Annotated in this window: 17 protein-coding genes; 11 read left to right on the top strand and 6 right to left on the bottom strand. The window is 42.8% G+C overall.

Features of this window, described 5'->3' with window-relative positions; all coding sequences use genetic code 11:
* Positions 1-56: 56 nt before the first annotated feature.
* Positions 57-2129 (bottom strand): DUF4105 domain-containing protein, encoded by a 2073-nt coding sequence (locus IPZ60_RS02245; RefSeq protein ID WP_194196233.1) that lies wholly within the window; start codon positions 2127-2129, stop codon positions 57-59.
* Positions 2130-2256: 127 nt separating this feature from the next.
* Complete coding sequence (locus IPZ60_RS02250) at positions 2257-2748, bottom strand: DUF3015 family protein (RefSeq protein WP_110922099.1); 492 nt, start codon at positions 2746-2748, stop codon at positions 2257-2259.
* Between the two features lie 500 nt (positions 2749-3248).
* Here IPZ60_RS02250 and IPZ60_RS02255 point away from each other — a divergent pair, with 500 nt between their 5' ends.
* Positions 3249-3611 carry a septal ring lytic transglycosylase RlpA family protein gene (locus IPZ60_RS02255; RefSeq protein ID WP_110922100.1) on the top strand — a complete coding sequence of 121 codons (363 nt, stop codon included), beginning with the start codon at positions 3249-3251 and terminating at the stop codon, positions 3609-3611.
* A 113-nt stretch (positions 3612-3724) separates the two neighbouring features.
* On the opposite strand, the gene IPZ60_RS02260 is transcribed toward IPZ60_RS02255, so the two are convergent.
* Positions 3725-5746 carry an ATP-binding cassette domain-containing protein gene (locus IPZ60_RS02260; RefSeq protein ID WP_194196234.1) on the bottom strand — a complete coding sequence of 674 codons (2022 nt, stop codon included), beginning with the start codon at positions 5744-5746 and terminating at the stop codon, positions 3725-3727.
* 476 nt (positions 5747-6222) lie between these two features.
* Here IPZ60_RS02260 and erpA point away from each other — a divergent pair, with 476 nt between their 5' ends.
* From erpA to IPZ60_RS02300, 8 genes are all read left to right on the top strand, one after another.
* A complete protein-coding gene (gene erpA, locus IPZ60_RS02265; protein ID WP_110922102.1) occupies positions 6223-6603 on the top strand; it encodes an iron-sulfur cluster insertion protein ErpA in 381 nt (126 codons plus the stop codon).
* Between the two features lie 349 nt (positions 6604-6952).
* Entirely contained in the window at positions 6953-8527 is a 1575-nt protein-coding gene (gene gshA / locus IPZ60_RS02270) for a glutamate--cysteine ligase (RefSeq protein WP_194196235.1), read from the top strand.
* A gap of 55 nt (positions 8528-8582) precedes the next feature.
* Entirely contained in the window at positions 8583-9110 is a 528-nt protein-coding gene (locus IPZ60_RS02275; protein ID WP_194196236.1) for a disulfide bond formation protein B, read from the top strand.
* A gap of 486 nt (positions 9111-9596) precedes the next feature.
* On the top strand, positions 9597-10229 hold the full coding sequence (locus IPZ60_RS02280; RefSeq protein WP_194196237.1) for a copper resistance protein NlpE N-terminal domain-containing protein: 633 nt from the start codon (positions 9597-9599) through the stop codon (positions 10227-10229).
* Between the two features lie 301 nt (positions 10230-10530).
* Positions 10531-12000 carry a UDP-N-acetylmuramate:L-alanyl-gamma-D-glutamyl-meso-diaminopimelate ligase gene (gene mpl / locus IPZ60_RS02285; RefSeq protein ID WP_194196238.1) on the top strand — a complete coding sequence of 490 codons (1470 nt, stop codon included), beginning with the start codon at positions 10531-10533 and terminating at the stop codon, positions 11998-12000.
* A gap of 286 nt (positions 12001-12286) precedes the next feature.
* Positions 12287-12541: a GlsB/YeaQ/YmgE family stress response membrane protein gene (locus IPZ60_RS02290; RefSeq protein ID WP_110922106.1), complete on the top strand. Its 255-nt coding sequence runs from the start codon at positions 12287-12289 to the stop codon at positions 12539-12541.
* A gap of 218 nt (positions 12542-12759) precedes the next feature.
* Positions 12760-13308, top strand: coding sequence for a peptide deformylase (gene def, locus IPZ60_RS02295; protein WP_194196239.1), 549 nt, complete (start codon positions 12760-12762; stop codon positions 13306-13308).
* 140 nt (positions 13309-13448) lie between these two features.
* A complete protein-coding gene (locus IPZ60_RS02300; protein ID WP_194196359.1) occupies positions 13449-14624 on the top strand; it encodes a type III PLP-dependent enzyme in 1176 nt (391 codons plus the stop codon).
* Positions 14625-14722: 98 nt separating this feature from the next.
* On the opposite strand, the gene IPZ60_RS02305 is transcribed toward IPZ60_RS02300, so the two are convergent.
* The 3 genes from IPZ60_RS02305 to dnaJ all read right to left on the bottom strand — a co-directional run bounded on the left by IPZ60_RS02305 (position 14723) and on the right by dnaJ (position 17828).
* A complete protein-coding gene (locus IPZ60_RS02305; protein ID WP_194196240.1) occupies positions 14723-15628 on the bottom strand; it encodes a hypothetical protein in 906 nt (301 codons plus the stop codon).
* A 59-nt stretch (positions 15629-15687) separates the two neighbouring features.
* Positions 15688-16518 carry a 4-hydroxy-tetrahydrodipicolinate reductase gene (dapB, locus tag IPZ60_RS02310; RefSeq protein ID WP_194196241.1) on the bottom strand — a complete coding sequence of 277 codons (831 nt, stop codon included), beginning with the start codon at positions 16516-16518 and terminating at the stop codon, positions 15688-15690.
* 173 nt (positions 16519-16691) lie between these two features.
* Positions 16692-17828 carry a molecular chaperone DnaJ gene (dnaJ, locus tag IPZ60_RS02315; protein ID WP_194196242.1) on the bottom strand — a complete coding sequence of 379 codons (1137 nt, stop codon included), beginning with the start codon at positions 17826-17828 and terminating at the stop codon, positions 16692-16694.
* Between the two features lie 739 nt (positions 17829-18567).
* Here dnaJ and IPZ60_RS02320 point away from each other — a divergent pair.
* Positions 18568-19218 (top strand): DUF2939 domain-containing protein, encoded by a 651-nt coding sequence (locus IPZ60_RS02320; protein WP_194196243.1) that lies wholly within the window; start codon positions 18568-18570, stop codon positions 19216-19218.
* Positions 19219-19577: 359 nt separating this feature from the next.
* Positions 19578-20723: a homocysteine S-methyltransferase family protein gene (locus IPZ60_RS02325; RefSeq protein WP_265087423.1), complete on the top strand. Its 1146-nt coding sequence runs from the start codon at positions 19578-19580 to the stop codon at positions 20721-20723.
* Positions 20724-20863 lie beyond the last annotated feature (140 nt).

Here is a 20863-nt window from a genome sequence, read left to right on the forward strand (position 1 = left end):
TTGTGGCTATGACCTAATTATAATAGCAATAATAAGTAAAGACGGTCATATAAATATTACCAATAGTGATGCCAAGCTATTGCAGCATTCAACGTATCTGAGTCGTCTAATATCACATCATTATCAGCCGTTACTGTGTCAGAGTACGTCACTATCAGTCTGGCATCGTTATTCTTCGATAACTGTTGGCGTACTGTGAGTTTGGTCAAATCAATGGCATTACGCCCTTCTCGTTTGGAAGCAATGTAAGATAACTCAGCACTTCGACTATCATGTTTTGCTCGCAAACCAAGCTCAATACCAATATCTGCGTGTTTGTCTTGGTCATGGACAGTCGCATTGACCATACCATAGCCAAGTAAATGCTTGCCAAATTTGGCACCTGCACCAACGCCCGCTTGCGTATAAGGGCTATGGTGGTTACCCGTAAACCAATCGGTACGAGCGCCTGTTTTTAGTTGCCAAGATAATTTAGGTTCACCTGATAATGGTTGTCTAAGATCTTCAATCTGTTGCATATCTAAGAACACAAAATCTGTCAACGTCCATTGATGCTCATCAAAATTATAGCCCAATGAGGCCTTGACCGCTTCAAAACGTTTATCAATATCCGTATAGGCGTTGAGTGGGTCTTTCACAAATAATGATAAACCAACTTCTGCCATCTCATCAGATAAAACAATTTTGGTCTGCGTGGTTTTATTGCTCAATGCTGGAGACGCTTTATGCGGGACAGGCAGCTGAGCCAAACCATTGCTGGCTGGGAGTGTAAAACGCTGACTTAATAACACGCTTTTAAAGGCTTGCTGCTTCGGCGTGTTGTCTTGTGATATTTTATAAGTACGATGCAGAATTAAGAAATCAAGTGCAAGTGCTTTGCTCTCTTCGTCCAACGTAGCAAGCGGCGCAGTGTCCTCTGTACGAATGACAGCGTTTATGATGTCTTGTATTGGCTTTGAGAGTTGTACAAACTTTTCACGCAGCTGCGTTTGCTCAGAGGGTAAATAACGTACCGAAGATACGAGTGACTCAGACTCAGTTTCGCCTTCATGCTCTAATAACTGATCGAACACATAATCTGGTGCATACCAAGGGCCTATTCTCTCAGTCGTTTTTACATCGCTTATCAGCTCAAGTATCTCGCCTGAACGATAACCACAGTTTTGCTTGATGAAGTAATAATCAAAACGAGCAGATTTTGCTTCGTATAAATGGTAGTTCAATAATTGCGTATCGAACGTATCAAGATTGAGCACATACTCCCACATATCTCGTTGCTCATTCTTAGAGTATACCGCATCTTGTTTAAAGAACTCCGTCTCCGAAAACCCCGCATCATAAAGCCCAAAAAGCCCTTTAATGGCATACATCGCACCATTTTCATTTGCTGGAATGCGAGCGCCAAAATTGTATGAGCTATTAAGCAAATCCTCGCTAGAAAGCTCTCTGACATCCTGCACCATAGAGTCTGAATCATCCATAGGCATATTGGTCTTGACCAGTACATGACCAAATGAGGAGGCTGGATTTTTTAGGTAATTGCTCACTAAAATCAGGCTTATTTCTTGATTGGGATCTGGTAATTCTGAGCAATTTTTAAGATCGACATTCAACTCAGGTAGGTGATGAGTAAGCCATAAATATCTGGCTGGATACTTGCAGACAACGTTTTCATTGTTACTTTGCTCTATCGTTGCCATGAGCTCTGCATAAGGATCAAAATTGCGTTTTGAACGTGGCTTGGGGTTGGTTAAATAAAAATCTGGCGAGATAACTTCCGCCTTGCCATTTTTATAAAATAATAAATGCTGCCATTGAGAGTGCTTCGCCAATGACTTTAAGGTTAAGGAGTCGATAACAATATTTTTATTAGTACTTAGTTTTTGCTCTTGTACTTGCTCTTTTACTTGCTCTTCTGCCAGTGGTTGTATGCTCTGCTCAACATTTGGCAAACTATCGAGTTCGCTGATAGCTAAATGCGCTTCAATAGCCGTATCAGTGTTAGAAGCAATATTATCTTCTTTGTCCATCATTACTGGCTTTGGGGTATAAGTATTTGATTCATCAAGCGCTGCCGCACCAGCAGTCGTTGCCGCAAAACAAGCTACCCATAAAAATAATTTTTGCATTTTATCCAGACACCCTAAATACATGAGCAATAAAAAACACGTAAGCGCTAGGCTTACGTGTTTTCATCATAAAATAATCAAAAGCTTCGCATTCAAATAACAGCTGAATACCTAATACTTTTAATCTTTAGATAGCACAGTTTTGTTTAACGATACCAAATAACGCTTCTGCATTTTGATCTTGCGTAGCAGTACGATAGGCAGAAGTTTGAGCATATTGACCATACTGCGCGCGTACGCTAGCAGCTGAATCACAGTTAGCAACACTCTGTAGTGCTGATAAATGAGCACCTTGGCCTGAAGCTAGGTCTTTTTCTACACTTGGGAATGCTTCTTTGATTAAGACAGCAGCTCTAACATTACCACCTTGGCAAGTAGCAGGAGACATAGAGTCAGAAGTAGCCGCTGTTGTACCCAAATCCCAAGTCACGTTAGAGATAATAGCAAGGATAGGGCTTGAATTACCGAACAAAGCACCACCGATACCACATTGCTTGTAAATCTGTTCGATAGTACGGCCAGTATCTGCTGTCTTGAAGTTAGAACCAAGGTCAGCATTCGCTGTGCTAAACGGAATCATTGCGGCGACAACTGAAGCAAATACTATTTTTTTCAACATAAAACTTCCTTAAAGGATGATAAAAGATAGGTTATCCGGTAATACAATCAAATTTATTTTGAGTATTTTTGATAGATATTCCAGAATATTGTTTAACCTTTCGCATTGTACAAAATAGTAAGAATATAGCAAGGTTTTTTTACATTATATTATCTATTTCTATTTGAGCTTTCATAGCGATAATTATGCTATATCGATAGATTTGGTCTTTATATATTACCTATTTATATTACGTTATTGGCTTTCCAGTATTTTGTTGGCTTCTTTATGAGAATCACTCTTTATAAGTCTAATTTTAGTACCTACGTCATCATTATTTTTGCTAAAAAATATCTATTTCTCCTTAAAAAACAGGTATTTGACCTCATGAGTTTTTTACACGGCAGTAATAATATGACAAGCTAGCTCTTGTAGAATCCCCTATTATTCATACTCATAGGGAGTATAGATAACGTAGGCAAGAGTATCTGTCTATCTTATAAATTGCTTAAAGGTATTAAATGTCTTATTTAATCAAGTCTTTAGTTATCACTTTATCACTACTGCTTAGTACCACTGTTTTCGCTGGCAACACCAGCTATTACGGCAGCAAGTTTCATGGGAAACGTACGGCTAGTGGTAGTATCTTCAACATGAACTCATTGACCGCTGCGCATCGCACGTTACCGTTCGGCACGAAGGTACAAGTAACCAACCAAAAGACAAAGCAGAGCGTAATCGTAAAAATCACTGATAGAGGACCTTTTATTCGAGGCCGTATTCTTGATTTATCGAAAGCCGCTGCTGGTCAAATAAACTGTCAATTGTGCACGACGACAATGGAAATACTCTCTTATGGTGATGGTAAATACCGTAAGGAATAATGTAATAAAAAGGGAGAGCGTTAGCTCTCCCTTTTTTATGCCTGCTTATATAATCTAAAAACTGCTTAACGAACACTTAAACCTTCTGATTGCAGTTCTATATATAACCCTCTCTACTTGGCAGCAGATTCTATTTCCTCTAACGTCGTCATCGATAGCAATAGTTTCTCTTCGTTATTACTATGCTGCTGTTGTAGTGCTGTTTGCTCATTGAGCAAAACAAGCAGGTCTGACTTTCGCTTTTCTTCATAAAGCGTGGTGTCAGCAAGCTTCTCTTCTAGCGTCACAAGCTGGCCATCAATCTTAGCCAATAGCTTTTCTGTATCTTCTATCTCACGGCGAATAGGAGCAGTAAGTTTGCGTTGTTCAGCCGCCAATTTACGCTGCTCTTCTTTACTTAGTGCAGGCTCAGTAGCTTTACTTTTTGATGAAGTATCAGATGCTTGACTGTTCACTTGACTGGTATTGGTTTCACGTGAAACGAACTTCTTGCTCTCTTTTTTACTTTTTTTCTTACCAGTATTTTTATCTGATGAATTCTCTTGCTTACGCTTTTCTGCCAACCATTTGCCATAGTCGCCGATATCACCATCGAACTCTTCGATAATACCGTCATGTACCAAATACAACTCATCACAAACGTTAGCAATCAATTCACGATCATGCGAGACCAAGACCACTGCCCCTTCAAAGCCTTGTAGTGCGATGGTCAGTGCTTGACGCATTTGCAAATCTAAATGGTTGGTTGGCTCATCTAGAACCAGAACGTTCGGGCGCTGCCAAACAATTAATGCTAGCGTCAAACGTGCACGTTCACCACCTGAGAACAGCTCACTTGGGGTATCAATACGATCACCACGGAAGTCAAAACTGCCTAAGAATGAACGTAGCATCGCATCAGACGTCTTGCCTGCTAGGCGACGCAGCATCTCTATCGGTGTTGCCTTGGCATCTAAGATGTCCATTTGATGCTGGTTAAAATAGCCCAGTTTCAGCGTATCAGACATACGATACGTGCCTGTTAATACACCAAGCTCGCCAACCAATGCCTTGATCAGTGTTGATTTACCTGCACCATTCATACCCAGCAAGCCAAGACGCGTATCTGGCGTCACTTGTACATTGGCATTGTGCAGTAGTGGTACGTCGCTATAACCAATATCCGCTTTCGTCAGCTCAATCAGCGGTGAGCTCATATTGGCTGGCTCGTAGAAGCGGAACGAGAACGGGTTGTCCGCCATCATTGGTGACAACTCTGCCATACGCTCAAGTTGCTTGATGCGGCTCTGGGCCTGTTTGGCTTTACTGGCTTTGGCACGGAAACGACGAATAAAGTCATCCAAATGTGCCTTGGTCGCTTCTTGCTTTTCAAACGCTTGCTGCTGCTGCGCCATACGCTCATGACGCGTGCGAATGAACTGCTGATAGTTACCCGTATAAAGGGTGATTTTCTGTTGTTCTACATGCAAAATATGACCGACTGTCGCATCCAAAAACGCTTGGTCATGCGAGATGACAATCACGAGACCCATAAAAGCATTGATCCAAGTCTCTAGCCAAAGGATCGCATCCAAATCCAAATGGTTGGTCGGCTCATCGAGTAACATGAGATCAGCACGGCTCATCAGTGTTTTGGCAAGGTTAAGACGCATACGCCAACCACCTGAGAACCCTTCTACTGGTAGCTCATGCTGATTGGTATTGAAACCCAAGCCCGCCATAATTTGCGCGGCTTTAGTTGGCGTACGATAGCCATCAATTTCATCAAACTGCTGATGCAATATGCCAATCTGCTCATCACTGACGCTGCTCAAATCATTCAATGAAGCATTAATCTCATACCACTGCTCATCACCACTTAATACATAATCAATGGCCGTCTGCTTAGTCGCGCCAACTTCCTGCGCCATATGCGCCACATGCCAGCTATCAGGAATACTCACTTCGCCCTTATCAAGGGTAACTTCAGTATCGCCCTTACCCATTCGCGTGAGTAATAAAGCGAACAGAGTAGATTTGCCTGTGCCATTATTGCCTGTTAAGCCAACCTTGTGACCCGGATGTAGCTGGAAGCTTGCACCTGCAAACAATTCACGACCATCACGGCGAACACCAACGTCTTTAAATTCGATCATATAATTTCTTCATCTCAACAGTAATATAAAAAATAAGGCAATAAAAACACACATCTGGCATGCTAACTGGCGGCTATTATTTCAAACGCTTGCCCGATAGGCAAACGATTAAATAACTATTTCAAAACTAAGTATTTATTGAAGTAAAAAGCATTTCGCCTTATAACCAATTATCAGGGCCACAAAGGCTTATATTGAATGCGATAAATTCGATTAGCAGCGTCACTCTTGACAAACGATTCGCGACCCCCATTATGATATACTGCTATAAAATAAGTGCCAACTATATGCTCAACCATTTGGATGGCACAAATACCAGCTTGATATGGCACAAACAGCTTATATTGCTCCAATAGCTTTATCCTAATAACAGCACCCAATTAAATCAAACGCCGTGCGTATCTTTATTTGCAACCATTTCATTGCAAACCCAAACAGGATGACGACTGCATTTGATCCTAGCAACTGAGGTAGATATGAACGAATCAGCCAACCAATTTAGTCCAAGCTCGAGCCAGCCAGTAGATCCAACGGTACTAAGCCTAACCGATAGTGCTGCACAAAAAGTACGTCGCCTACGTGAAGAAGAAGGTGATAGCGACCTTATGCTACGCGTCTATGTGACTGGCGGTGGCTGCTCAGGTTTTTCTTATGGCTTTAATTTTGCCAATGAGTTGAATGAAGATGATGCCAACTTTGACAATGAAGATGTGACCTTAGTGGTAGACTCACTAAGCTACCAGTATTTGCAAGGTTCTACTGTTGACTATACTGAAGGGTTAGAAGGCGCACGCTTTATCGTGACCAACCCGAATGCAACGACTACTTGTGGCTGTGGCTCTTCATTCTCAATCTAAATTAGCGGTATCCGTGAATGTTCATTCAGATGCCCTAGTTATTGGCTATAGCGATGATAAGTAGCTTGACGTCATCTATTAAAAGCATCTATCTGCTAGGTAGGTGCTTTTTATTCACTTGGTTTTATAGTGCATAAATGACACGTTATTCAAAATAGTATGGCTTAAATATCCGCTGACGTTCAGACAGATAAGCCATTGCAAAGCTTATCGTATTTGTAATCGTCCGTGGTTTTCAAGGCAGCTTTGAGCTAAACTGACGGAATTCTTAATCCAATATTTACCTCTTTTATGGTCGAACGCTAGTCGTGTTTTGATCCTCCATAATAAATAACAATAGATGACTATTATGAGTAATTTTGCGAGTAGCTTTGTGAACTTCGAAATCCCTAGCTGGTTTGACAGCAAGCATTTAGCGGGCATGTTACGCGGTATCGAAAAGGAAGGACTACGCGTTAGACCTGACGGGTATCTGGCCCAAACACCGCACCCAGCCAAACTGGGATCAAAACTTACCCATCCATTTATCACCACTGATTATTCAGAAAGCCTACTTGAGCTCATTACTGACCCCAAGACTTCGCCAAAAGAAACGCTAAACATGCTACGTCAGTTGCACGTGCTGGTGTATCAGGCCATGCCTGAAGGTGAGCTGATGTGGCCACTGTCTATGCCATGTATGCTGTCATCAAAAGATGAAGATATCCCACTGGCTGATTATGGCAGCTCTAATACTGGTAAACTCAAGACTTTGTATCGTAGTGGTCTTGGCATCCGTTATGGACGCCGTATGCAGACGATTGCTGGTTTGCATTATAACTTGTCTTTTGGCGATGGACTCTTTGACGTTTGGCAAGCTCAAACACCTACCGCGCAAGACCAAACGCCAACCGAATTCAAAAATGAAAAATACCTTGGGCTTATCCGTAACTTCAAGCGACTAACCAGTCTGGTTCTCTATCTATTGGGTGCCAGTCCAAGCGTTTGTCCTTGTTTCTTAGCGGGTCGCGAGCATGATTTAGAACTGTTAAACAACTCAACCTATTATAAGCCGACCGCTACTAGCCTACGTATGGGCAAGCTTGGCTATACCAATAGTGTGCAAGAGCAGCTCGATATTCGTTATAACTATTTGCCAGAATATGTTGAAGGGTTGCGCCGTGCGATTCAAACACCGCATGAGAGCTTTGCTAAACTCGGATTAGAGGATGCTGAAGGTAACCCTATTCAGATCAATAACCATATTTTGCAAATAGAAAATGAATATTATAGCCCTATCCGACCGAAGCAAATCGCGATGAGTGGCGAGACGCCAACTGAAGCGCTTGAGCGTCGTGGTATTGCCTATGTTGAGTTCCGTGCCATTGATCTTGACCCTTATAGTGATGTTGGTATTCGTCTGTCTAGTGCCTGCTTTTTAGAAGTTATGGCACTGTATTGCCTGTTCAATGACTCTCCTGATTTGCTACCTGAGGAAGAAGAAGCACTGGCTATCAACCTTGAGCGTGTAGTCAATGAAGGTCGCCGTGATGATCTACACATCATCAACAACGGCGAGGAGCAATTGCTTGAGAGCTGGATGCTGACACATCTAGAACGTATGCAGCCACTTGCCGCGTTACTTGATGCTCATTATGGCGGCAATGATTACCGTGCAGCAGTTGCATTGATGCAAGGCAAAGCAGGACACTCTGAATCAACCATCTCAGCACAAGTTAATTCTGATAGTCAGCGTTTGGGTAGCCTATGGCAGCTTGGTTTCACTTTGGCGCAGCAGCATCGCAATTCGTTATTACAGCAAACGCTCAGTCCAAATACCCAAGCTAAATATGAAGTGCTGGCAGAAAAATCGATACTGCAGCAAGCGGATATCGAAAAAGCGGAAACAGAAGATTTTATGGAATTTTTGCAACAGTACCGCTAAATTCTGATCACCATTTAACATTTATAGCTGACTATTTTATAAGAGTAACTGTCCAATGCTAAAGCTAGCCACCTACCGCTCTTTGCAAGTGTTTTTGGTCATCATGACCGTCATAGGTATGAGTTTCGCGCTGTTATTTTTGCAGCGCCATCTAGGGCTATCTCCTTGCCCACTTTGTATTTTTCAACGTGTTGGCCTAATTGTCATGGGCAGTTTCGCCCTGACATCGGCAGTATTTAATCCCAAATCTAAAGGAATGAGACTGCTATTATGGCTCGGCAGCTTGATAGGCATTGGTTGGTCTACGGCAGTCGCAGTACGCCATGTCTGGTTACAGCACTTACCTGCCGACCTAGTCCCTTCTTGCGGCCCAGGATTGAACTATTGGATAGACACCCTACCTGTGTTGCAAGTATTTAAAGAAGTTTTTGCAGGCTCTGGTGAATGCGCTTCAGTTGACTGGACATTTATGGGATTAAGTATCCCTGAGCAGTCTTTGATTCTATTTACCGTGCTGTTATTGGTACATGTGCTGATATTATGGCGTATCTTACGACCTATCACCCCTAGTCGCACTGCTTAATAACTGCTTAACAAGTACGTAAATCTCATATCTTCTTTACGCTACAATCCTTCATCTAAATAGATATACAGGCGATATGACTCAATATCTATTTAGTTGAAGACCGCTTTACCACTAAGCATTGCTAAACCATCAACTGCCTTTGCTACGCCTTCTTATCCAAAGCTACTATTGCTGAAACCACATCCTCCTTTCAAGTACTCCATAACAAAAATTCTACAGAGATATATTTAATCTTTGGTATCTTGACCCTGCTTATTTTATTTTTTGATTGGTCGATATGACTAAGGTAGCTTTCACTCTGACCTTAATTTTTAGCTAATGTTCCGTCTGCTTAGTATCATATCTTCTGACACCAAAACCTCAAATAAGACTCTTTCAACGCTTATATTTCCCACTATCTCTCATTTTTGACGATAGAATCACATTGCTCATAGTATGGGTAATCTGCAGAAATATTATTTAAAAACTGTTTTTGGTGTGACCATGATATATTTTGCGCCTGCTTGCTCTATTACATTGACTGCCATCAGACACTATGGCCGTTTTCTGCTGGCACTACCTTTTTGCGTCGTACTTATCAGCTGTGACAATGCTTCGTCTAATACTGATCAGGGTATGGTAAATGAAGTTATCCCTGTTGATGGCTCAGCGTCAGCTGACCTTACAAATAGCTTGTCAGACAATAGTGACGGGTTACAAGGCTCTGATAGTGAGCAAGATAACGCAGAAGGCCAATCGCTGATTGCTGCTGCGCAACCAAGTAATGAGTCTAACGCCTACCAAACACAGACGGATTCAAAGTCACATAGCAGCGCATTACAAGCGACGCTAATGGGTGATTATGGTGGTATGGTGCCTTGTTCGTCTTGTGATAATATCGATGTCACACTGAACTTGTTTGCTGATGGCTCAGTACTCAAGACCAGTATTTACAATAGTCCTGAGACGCCACGTCCACCGCTTTTTGAGTCTGGCATCTATCGTCAAGACAATAATAAGATTACGATTGTCTACCAACAAAAACAGATTGAGACCTATAGTATTCAAGACAATCATCTTATATTGATGGACGAAAATAAGAGTCCTAATAATGACTATACCTTGTCACGTAAATAAGACAGTAGGCTGACCGTCAGATATCAACAAGTTCAAATAAATAAATACCTAAGCCAATACACCAAACAACGCCTATTTTTAAGGCGTTTTTTATTGGTCATCTAATAGTGTTTACTTTACAATGAGTGGCTGTTTATCCTGTTAATACTTTGATGACTGCTTGCTCATTCTGCAATAAAGGTCATTGGTACGGGTAATATGTAGGCGGGGTTCGACCTATAATAATCAGCTGTTTATTCTGCTGATATTACAAATAATTTCACGTTTTCATTCTTTCAATTTACGCTCATACGGAACGTCTATGCACATTCATATTCTTGGTATTTGTGGTACTTTTATGGGCTCGTTGGCCTTACTAGCGCGAGAACTTGGGCACACCGTCACTGGCTCTGATGCCAACGTGTATCCGCCCATGTCCACCCAATTAGAAAATGCAGGCGTCACTATTGAAGCAGGCTATCTAATAGAACATTTGCAGCCAGCACCAGACTTGGTCGTCGTCGGCAACGCGATGAAGCGCGGCATGGACGTGATCGAATATATGTTGGACACCGGACTACGCTATACGTCGGGGCCACAGTTTTTATCTGAGGAAGTGTTGCAATCGCGCCACGTGATAGCCGTAGCAGGCACTCATGGCAAGACCACGACAACTACCATGCTCGCTTGGATATTGCACTATGCTGGTATCGATACTGGGTTTTTGATTGGCGGTGTACCATTAGTCGATACGACTGATGAGCGTCTACAGCGAGTCTTTGCGCACAGCAGTTATTTGGGTGCAAAAAAGGCTAGTGAGGATAGCTCAGATACTGGCTATTTTGTCATTGAAGCCGATGAGTATGACTCTGCATTTTTTGATAAGCGTTCAAAGTTTGTGCATTATCGCCCGCGTACTGCCATTTTAAATAACCTTGAATTTGATCATGCTGATATCTTCGCAGATCTCAACGCGATTCAAACTCAGTTTCATCACATGGTACGTATGATTCCAAGCACTGGTAAAATCATCATGCCAGCAGCGACTGCCAGTTTAGAAGACACGTTGGCGAAAGGCGTTTGGACACCTGTTTGGCGTACATCAGTGGTTGATAAGAACGCAGCTGACAACCTTGTAAATGATAGCGACTGGCAAGCTGAGCTTATTAGCGAAGATGGTAGCCAATTTAAAGTAAGATTCAGTGAAGACCTTGATTCTACCGCCACCGTCAATTGGGCAATGAGCGGCATCCATAATGTTAATAATGCATTAGTTGCGGTATCCGCAGCTTACAACGTTGGTGTCAGTGTTTCTACAGCTTGTGAAGCACTATCAGCCTTTGCTGGTATCAAGCGCCGTATGGAGCTGATCGGTGATGTAAATGATATCTTGGTCTTCGATGATTTTGCCCATCATCCAACCGCTATTACCACGACGTTAGATGGTGCCAAAAAGAAACTGTCTGACAGACGTATCTGGGCCATTATCGAACCACGTAGCAATACAATGAAAATGGGTATTCATCAAGACAGCCTAGCCGAATCAGCTGCACTCGCAGACCATACGTTGTGGTATGAGCCTACAGGCCTTGAATGGGGCCTAAGAGAAGTCATCGAACGCGCTAATGCTGCAAATCCGAATATGGGCGACCAACAAGTATTGTCTAGTACTGACGCTATCATTGAACATATCAGCACGCATGCTCAAGCAGGTGATGCGATTGTCATCATGTCTAATGGCGGCTTTGAAGGGATTCATCAGCGTTTATTAACGGCTCTACGTAATAAATAACTGAGCTGGATAAATCTTATTAAAAATTAAAGCGTGGCATCGTTATCGACGAGCCACGTTTTTTTTGGCTTTAATGAGCATCGATCACGACCAACGTTTGCGACTTTACTACCTTTGTAACCTTTCATTTACTTATCCTATCTTCATATTAGCAAATCAATGGATTTCCTCACATAGCTCATACACTGGTAACATTTCGCGCTTACCTTTACTTTGATGGAGTGCTTACAATGTACCTATCAAAACGAGAAAATTACTATAAATGATAATAAGTTAGGAGAATACTATGGGTTTTATTTGGATGATTATTGTAGGATTGGTCGCAGGTTTATTGGCAAGAGCTATTAAGCCAGGCAGTGACCCTATGGGTTGGATAATGACTATCGTATTGGGTATCGTCGGTGCTTTAGTTGGTGGTTTACTGGCTAACCTAGTAGGTATCAATGCTGATGGCGGTTTCACTGGTCTAATATTCTCAGTTATCGGTGCGATCATACTACTGTTTGCATATGAGATGATTACTAACAAACGCGGTGTATAACCGATCGCATTATTGATTGTAATGCAGTAATAACGATATAAAGAAAAGGCCTTGCTGATTGCGAGGCCTTTTCGTTTGTCATACGATAAGCCCTCACCTTCGTTATTTGGTATTAGGAAGAGGTGATAGTTGCGGGAAAGTATTGATAAACATTACTTTTGCCCCCATTTATCTTATAATATCAACCCTATTTTATCCTTATCATTGAGGTAAGCGTTATGGCTTTACTCCCTATCTTAAATTATCCAGATCCACGCCTGCGCACACTTGCCAAGCCTGTCAAAGAAGTAACTGCTGAAATAAAAACCTTAATCGCGGACATGATCGAAACGATGTATGACGCCCAAGGTATTGGTTTGGCTGCCAGCCAAGTGGATCGCCATATTCAACTTATCGTCATGGATTTATCAGAAGATAAAGATAGCCCTAGAGTTTTTATTAACCCAAAGGTGACGCCACTGGTAGAAGAAAAACAGCCGTATGAAGAAGGTTGTTTGTCAGTTCCTGAGGTTTATGATAGCGTTGAACGTCCAAACAAAGTACGTATTGAAGCCTTGGATGAGAATGGCGAAAAAATTGACGAAGAAGTAGAAGGCTTACTCGCGGTATGTATCCAACATGAGATGGATCACCTAAATGGCGTCATATTCGTCGATTATTTATCGCGTCTAAAACAGACTCGTGCTCGCGATAAAGTACGTAAAGTCGTCAAAATACGTGAAAAGCAAGGCGAACAAACTGCTGAGCCACAGCCTACCAACTCTTAATGATTCATCATATAAATTGATTGTCATATAAACTAGTTGTCACATCAGCTAAGTGTTACTAATGGCTCGATGGCAATATTATGATACTCGTTTTACCCTATAACATGTGCTGTCTATACTAAAGGTTCCCTACCATGACCATGATCAAAATTGACCAATATTTTGACCCTGCCAACTGGCAGAAATTCACCAAAGCTGCTGAAGGTTGTGAGACACCGTTTTTGATGGTGGACCTTAGCCGTATTAAGACCAAGTATCATGAGATGGTTGGGTTTTTTCCTAATGCTAAAATCCATTATGCCATGAAGGCCAGTCCTGCTGTTCAGGTCATCAATCTACTGGCTGAGCTGGGTTCAAACTTTGACTGTGCGTCAATTTATGAGCTTGATCGTGTGCTCGATTGTGGTGTTGAGCCATCACGTATCTCTTATGGCAACACGATTAAAAAAGCGGATCATGTCAAATATGCTTTTGAAAAAGGCGTTGATCTATATGCGACTGACTCAGAAGCCGATTTAAAAAATATCGCGAAACATGCGCCTGGCTCTAAAATATTCGTTCGTATTTTGGTTCAAGGTTCAGAGACTGCTGAGTGGCCGCTATCACGTAAGTTTGGCTGTCACCCTAATATGGCGATTGAGCTATTGATTCAAGCCCGAGATTTAGGCTTGGTACCTTACGGTATCTCGTTCCATGTTGGCAGTCAGCAAAAAGACGTTGCCGCTTGGGATGATGCATTAGCCAAGGTCAAATATATGTTTGACTGGATGAAAAACGAAGAAGACATCAAGCTACAAATGATTAATTTGGGCGGTGGTTTCCCAGCCAACTATATCAGCGAAGTAAACCCTATCAAAGTTTACGCGGAAGAGATTACGCGTTATCTAACAGATGACTATAACGAAGAGGACATGCCTGAGATTATTCTTGAGCCAGGCCGTTCATTGGTTGGCGGTTCAGGCGTTCTAGTCAGCGACATCGTTTTGATTTCTCGTAAATCTCATACCGATTTAACACGTTGGGTCTATACGGACGTGGGTCTATTCCAAGGCTTAATCGAAACCTTAGGGGAAGCCATCAAATACCCTATCTATACGCCTAAGATGGAAACATCAACCAGCGAAGGTACTGTGGTATTGGCCGGTCCAACGTGTGACTCAACTGATATCATGTATGAAGAAGCGGGTTATCAATTACCAGAAGAGCTAGAGATTGGCGATAAAATCTATTGGCTAACCACCGGTGCTTATACCAATTCTTACTCATCAGTTGAATTCAATGGTTTCCCACCATTAGAAGTTATTTATATTGATTAGCTTTATATGTATAAATAGTCATCCATAAAAAAGCGCGGTACTGTTCATTACAGTGCTGCGCTTTTTTGTGTTTGTTTAGCAGTGTCATTAATAACTGGCTACTGTACCAAGAGTGAAATAGGCACACTATTATTACTACTGGTTGCCTGATTACCGCCATAGCTTGTACTTTGGTTTTGACTGTTTTGAGAAATTTCTCCGATAGTCACCCATTGTCCACGAGGCACGATAATCGTACTGTTCAGACTTTGACCTTGAATAGCATTATTAACAGAACCGCTTCGATTATAAGGCGAATTGGATCGCACCAGTTTTTCTTCTACTTGAGACAGCTGTACTTCGACTTGGCCAGTAGGTAGCAGTCTTGGTGTTACTGCAATTCCCTGTGTCGTTGGTAGCAGTACTTGCTGCTGAATAATAATCTGTGGCTTTAGATTATAGTTATTTGCATAGCGATTGCTACTATAAGCCTGAGTTAGAGAGTAGAGCGTGCCAGTACTAATGCTCGCTGCACTGCCAGATAAGGTTTTTATTTGGTATGAATTACTGCCCTGCTGCTGACTGTTACTTTGATTAATGATACCTGACCCTTGAATACCACGATTAGTAATAATAACCTGCCCTTGCTGGATACTACTCTGCGTGCTGCTATCATGGCCGACGCGTACTGAGACGGTCAAGGCTTGCGGCTGACCATCAATCTGAGTCAATAGCTGTTGCACTGCCTGATAATTAGCCGCTGTAGTGTTCAGTACTAATTTGTCTTGATAAGTTGTGGCTGTACCGCCGTCACGGCTGCTGTTTAACTGCTGACGCACCGCAGGTAGTAATATTTCACCACCATAGGTATGAATAACATAGGTGTCATAAGTCGAAGCTTGAACAACGACAGGCAGAGCCACCAGACTGATTGCCAAGACTGTTTGACCTACGTAGCCAATATTTTTACTAGCAGTAATAGCACTGCTAAGCACCGTTATCAAGCTCCGTCTAAACGTATTCATTTTTGGCTCCTAGCAGCGACTTATCATTTATTAAGATTTAGAGCAGTTGAAGACACGCCTTAGTCATTTAAGCCCAATACATCTTGCATATTATACTGCCCTACTTCTTGCTGAATAATCCAAGTCGCAGCACGTACTGCACCAGCGGCAAAAGTCATGCGCGCGCGGGCACGATGCGTAATCTCGACTACTTCACCGTCAGCGATGAACATCACGGTATGATCGCCGATGATTTCACCACCACGAATCGCATGGATACCAATCGTACCTGCTTCGCGTTCGCCCGTTTGTCCTTCTCGGCCATAAACAGCGACGTCTTTTAGGTTCTGTCCACGAGCTTCTGCCACAGCTTCTGCCATCATATAAGCGGTACCTGATGGCGCATCGATTTTGTGCTTATGATGTGCTTCGATGACTTCTACATCTGCATCATTGCCAAAGGCTTTTGCTGCCATCCCTAGTAGCTTCAATGACAGATTCACGCCCGTCGAATAGTTACCTGCATAAACAATCGCAATTTGCTCACTCGCTTTTGCCAATACTTGCTCTTGCTGCTCATTGAATCCTGTCGTACCGATGACCATCGCAACATTATGCTCAGCACAAATTTGCATATTTTTTTCAGTCGCATCAGGTAAGCTAAAATCAATTAGTACATCGATGTCATCTACGACTGCTTTTAGATCATCGACAATCTGCACATCTAAGCGCCCGATAGCAGCAACTTCACCCGCATCAGCACCTACTAGGCTCGATCCTTGACGTTCAATCGCTGCGCTCAATGTCGTTTGTGTATTGTCTTTTACCGCTTCGATAAGCATACGGCCCATACGACCACCCGCTCCAATGACACCGACTTTGATGGCTTGTTCTTTTACTTGTTGACTCATATCTTTGTCCTAAATGCTTTGTTTTTAGTAAAGGCGTTTTAAAATACTATTTATCGTAAGTTTAGCAAATATCCCCACTTGAGTGGCTTTTTATACACTCAGCAAAAAGCCCAACAGTTTCACGTGAAACTATTGGGCTCAAAACAATGACGTTTTTCAGTTAAGCAAAGCTATCAGTCAAATAGCTCGCCAATCTTTTTGAAGAATGACTTTTTATGTGGTGACTGTTGATGCTTACTATCACCATCTAATGTATCTTGGAATTCACGTAACAAGTCTTTTTGCTCACGCGTTAGATTGACTGGCGTCTCGATGACAACACGACAAATCAAATCGCCTTTCATGGTCGTACGAACTGGTGTCACGCCTTTACCACGTACACGTAGCAACTTACCACTTTGCGTGCCTTCAGCAACCTTGATTTTTACTTTACCATCTAACGTTGGGATTTCAACTTCTTTACCCAATGCCGCATCAGTGATACTCACTGGCACATCCATATAGAGATCAGCGCCTTGACGCGTGAAGACGTTGTGCTGTTTAACACGTACTTCGACGTATAGGTCGCCATTTTGGACACCAGCACCGCCCGCTTCACCTTCACCTGCGAGACGAACGCGATCACCATCATCGACACCCGCTGGAATAGACACTTCGAGCGTACGTGATTTGTCTTTGACACCATTACCATGACAGTCAGAGCATGGATTTTTGATTTGCTTACCAGTACCGCCACAATGTGGGCAGGCTTGCTGAACAGCAAAGAAACCCTGCTGCATACGGACTTGGCCTTGGCCATGACACGTCTGACAAGTCACAACGTCAGAGGCGTTTTTTGCGCCTTTACCATCACAAGTGTCGCAAGGTGCAGGTGCTGTAAAGCTGATTTCTTTTTTGCAGCCACGTACCGCTTCTTCTAACGTAAGCTCAATGACATAACGCAAATCAGAACCACGACGTGAACGTCCGCCACCGCCGCCACCACGCTGCTGACCGAAGATATCGCCGAAGTTGCCGAAGATATCGCCGAAGATATCTTGGAAATTACCGCCACCACCGCCAAAGCCACCGCCGCCCATGCCGTTTTCAAACGCTGAATGACCCATGCGATCATAGGCTGAGCGTTTTTCTTCGCTGCTCAGTACTTCATAAGCCATTGATGCTTCTTTGAACTTATCTTCAGCATCAGGGTCATCAGAGTTACGGTCTGGATGGTATTTCATGGCCAGCTTGCGGTAAGCTCGCTTAATTTCCTTGCTATCAGCGGTCTTACTGACACCTAATATTTCATAAAAATCGCGCTTACTCATGGGCTCTCCTATCGTCTTTACAGTCCACCGGCCGGTCGATTCATTAACCTTTATCAATCATTATATTATTGCTACTCGTTTTCTCACTTAAAGGTTTCACATGAAACACAATGAACAGTAAAGAAAAAGAGATGATAATGTTAAGAATCTTACAAGCGAATACGGCGGGATGCTGCTTAGCCAAATCAATTATTAAAAGTTTGCGCTATTTATGGAGATGGCATAATGATTTATCAAGCTCTCAGCGATGGAAAGTATCGTTTAAGAGTATTTCGTCACTACAAAAAGGTTTTATTAAGGAACGAACAAAGGTTTTCATACCTTAATACAATTAAGCCGTGCTAGTATTTATCGCCAAGTTTATAGCCATTTATCTTAAAATTATTAGGGTCTGTTGAACATTCAAATATTAGGGCTGCTGATTGCTAAAATTGCATCAAACTAGGCGCAAGCCGACGATAATGTCGAGACCTTAGCTAGGTTTGCAACAACGTTTGGGGGGATTTTAGCATCAGCCTTGAGAACGGATCGAGCAAAGCACTGCTTTGCCCGTTCGCAAGGCAAGAGCTGTGCTCGAGTGGAGGGCAGTACTATTTTTTGCCAATATATGGCGAAATTGTTTCACCTAGAATGACTAGGCATCAAAAATTTCACTGCCTATTGTCTAAAAAATAGTGACTGCCAGCACCACATTTGAATGTTCAACAGACCCTAAGTTTGCGACAAGGTATCGTTTTTTATGAAGAAGCTGATTGTTTTATTAATCATCATCGTAGTCGCCGTCTATGCAGGCTCGCCTTATTACAGTGCATATCAGCTCAAAAATGCCTACGATAACAAAGACGGTGCCACTATTGCAGCGGCCATTGACTATGACCAAGTACGGCCTAGTGTCCAAAACCAATTGACCAGTCAGTTTACGGCGACGATGACTGAATATCCGTTAGTTTCTCAGCTGGGCGGCGAGCCTTTGACCGAAGCTGCCAATAGTTTTATTGCAAAAGCCGTTGATGGTGCCATCACTCCGCAGAATATCGAAAAAGTTATTAACACTCAGGGTCAGGCCAATACAGCAACCAAAGAGTTAGCGGCGGCATGGGCTATCGCGAGCAATCAGGTCAATCTGAAAAATTTGATTCAAAACCTCATTATCCAACGCGGTGATGTCGATGCGGTGGTCAAAAGCCAAATGCAGGAAATCATGACAAAACAAGCCGCTGAACTTGAGAAACAAGTGGCGCAAGGCTCTGATAGCGACAAACCTAAGCTGAGCTATTGCGGCATCAATTGCTTCACTATTAGCGGGCAAGTGAAAGGCTACCCACTCACCATAGAGATGCAACGTGAGGGTCTGATTGACTGGAAAATCGTCGATATCGTGTTGCCATAACACAAGACGCTATGGTTGCGACTTTTGCGCTATCGCTAATTATCTATAAGAAATACACCTATCATAATCCGTTATAAAACAGTCACAGCGCGAACCTCGCTATGAGTTTCACCTGTACTCTTGCACTCGGTTGCCTTGGCTGTTTTTTGAATCAACGAGGGCGTGTCATCAATTAGATTGTGAGGCTTAAAATGAGAAAAATTGTAGATAAACAAGGAAGGAATTGCCGTTAATATGAACATATTGACAAAATTACTGACGATGTTTAGCAAAATATAGCCATTTTAAGGCCACTAAATGTATTAATATGCTGATTGATGATACGCCCTACATCAAACCAATTTATAAGTGAGCGTACGATGCACACTCAAACAACCTCTCCAATGACAGATACAGTAACAGCGACTCAGCCTAATGACTCGCTTACCACGCCAGCGCCTAACTCTCTACCACCAATCACGATACTAGATGGCGGTATGGGACGTGAGCTTGAACGACGCGGCGCTCCTTTTCGCCAACCTGAATGGTCAGCACTGTCATTGAGCCTAGCGCCAGATAGTGTTCGTGATGTCCATTTAGACTACATAAAAGCGGGTGCCACTGTTATCACGGTCAACAGCTATGCAGTCACTCCTTATCATTTGGGAGACAGCTTTTTTAGTGAGGGTGAGCAGCTCATCAGAACTGCAGCGCAGCTCGCATTCGAAGCCGTACAAGAAAGCGAAAAGCAAGTGGACAGGCAGCAAGCAAGCAAAAAGCCTAACCACTCAGCAGCCGTACAAATCGCTGGATGTTTGCCGCCACTGTTTGGCTCTTACCATCCTGATTTATTTGACTCCACGCAAGCTCCTACGATTGCGCGTCCTTTGTTGTCTGCACAGATAGATTATGTGGATATGTGGCTGGTAGAGACGCAAAGCAGTATCGTTGAAGCACAAACGTGGCATCAGCTAATAACGGAATTTACAGCGACTCAAAAGGAAAGTATATCTAACAAGGTAATCACATCTAAAAAAGAAGCTACATCTAGAAAAGAATCCATATCTAAACCTATTTGGATCGCATTTACGCTAGATGACAGTCAGTTAGATATTGCTACCGATGACCTTGATAGCAGTGCTGAGCCTAGTCGCGCTGTGAGCAAACCGATGTTGCGCTCTGGTGAATCAGTAGCCGAGGCCGTACAGGCGATGATGGCATTGAATGTCGATGCCGTACTGTTTAACTGTAGTCAGCCTGAAGTCATGAATGCAGCATTGCAAACTGCGAAAGAGCTGATTGATAAAGCATCGCACCCTATGCAACTGGGCGTCTATGCCAATGCGTTTGTCTCAAAACAAGTCCATAAACAAGCCAATGCACAATTGCGCGATATGCGTGAGGACAACACACCTGAGCATTACCTAACGTGGGCTGAGCTCTGGCAAGCCTCGGGTGCCAATATCATTGGCGGTTGCTGCGGGATTGGCGTTGAGCATATCGAACGACTCGCGCAGCACCTATAGTCAATTCTCTATAAACTGGATACGGTATTGGTATCGCTTAGTCTACTATTTGTCGTACTTTCACTCGCCTTCCTTGTATCCAAATTATATTGAACCGACTATAGATAAGAATATTTTAGTAGCATCGCTGGTGGCGTGGT

It is taken from the genome of Psychrobacter sp. NG25, assembly GCF_015234355.1.
In the GTDB taxonomy this organism is placed as follows: domain Bacteria; phylum Pseudomonadota; class Gammaproteobacteria; order Pseudomonadales; family Moraxellaceae; genus Psychrobacter.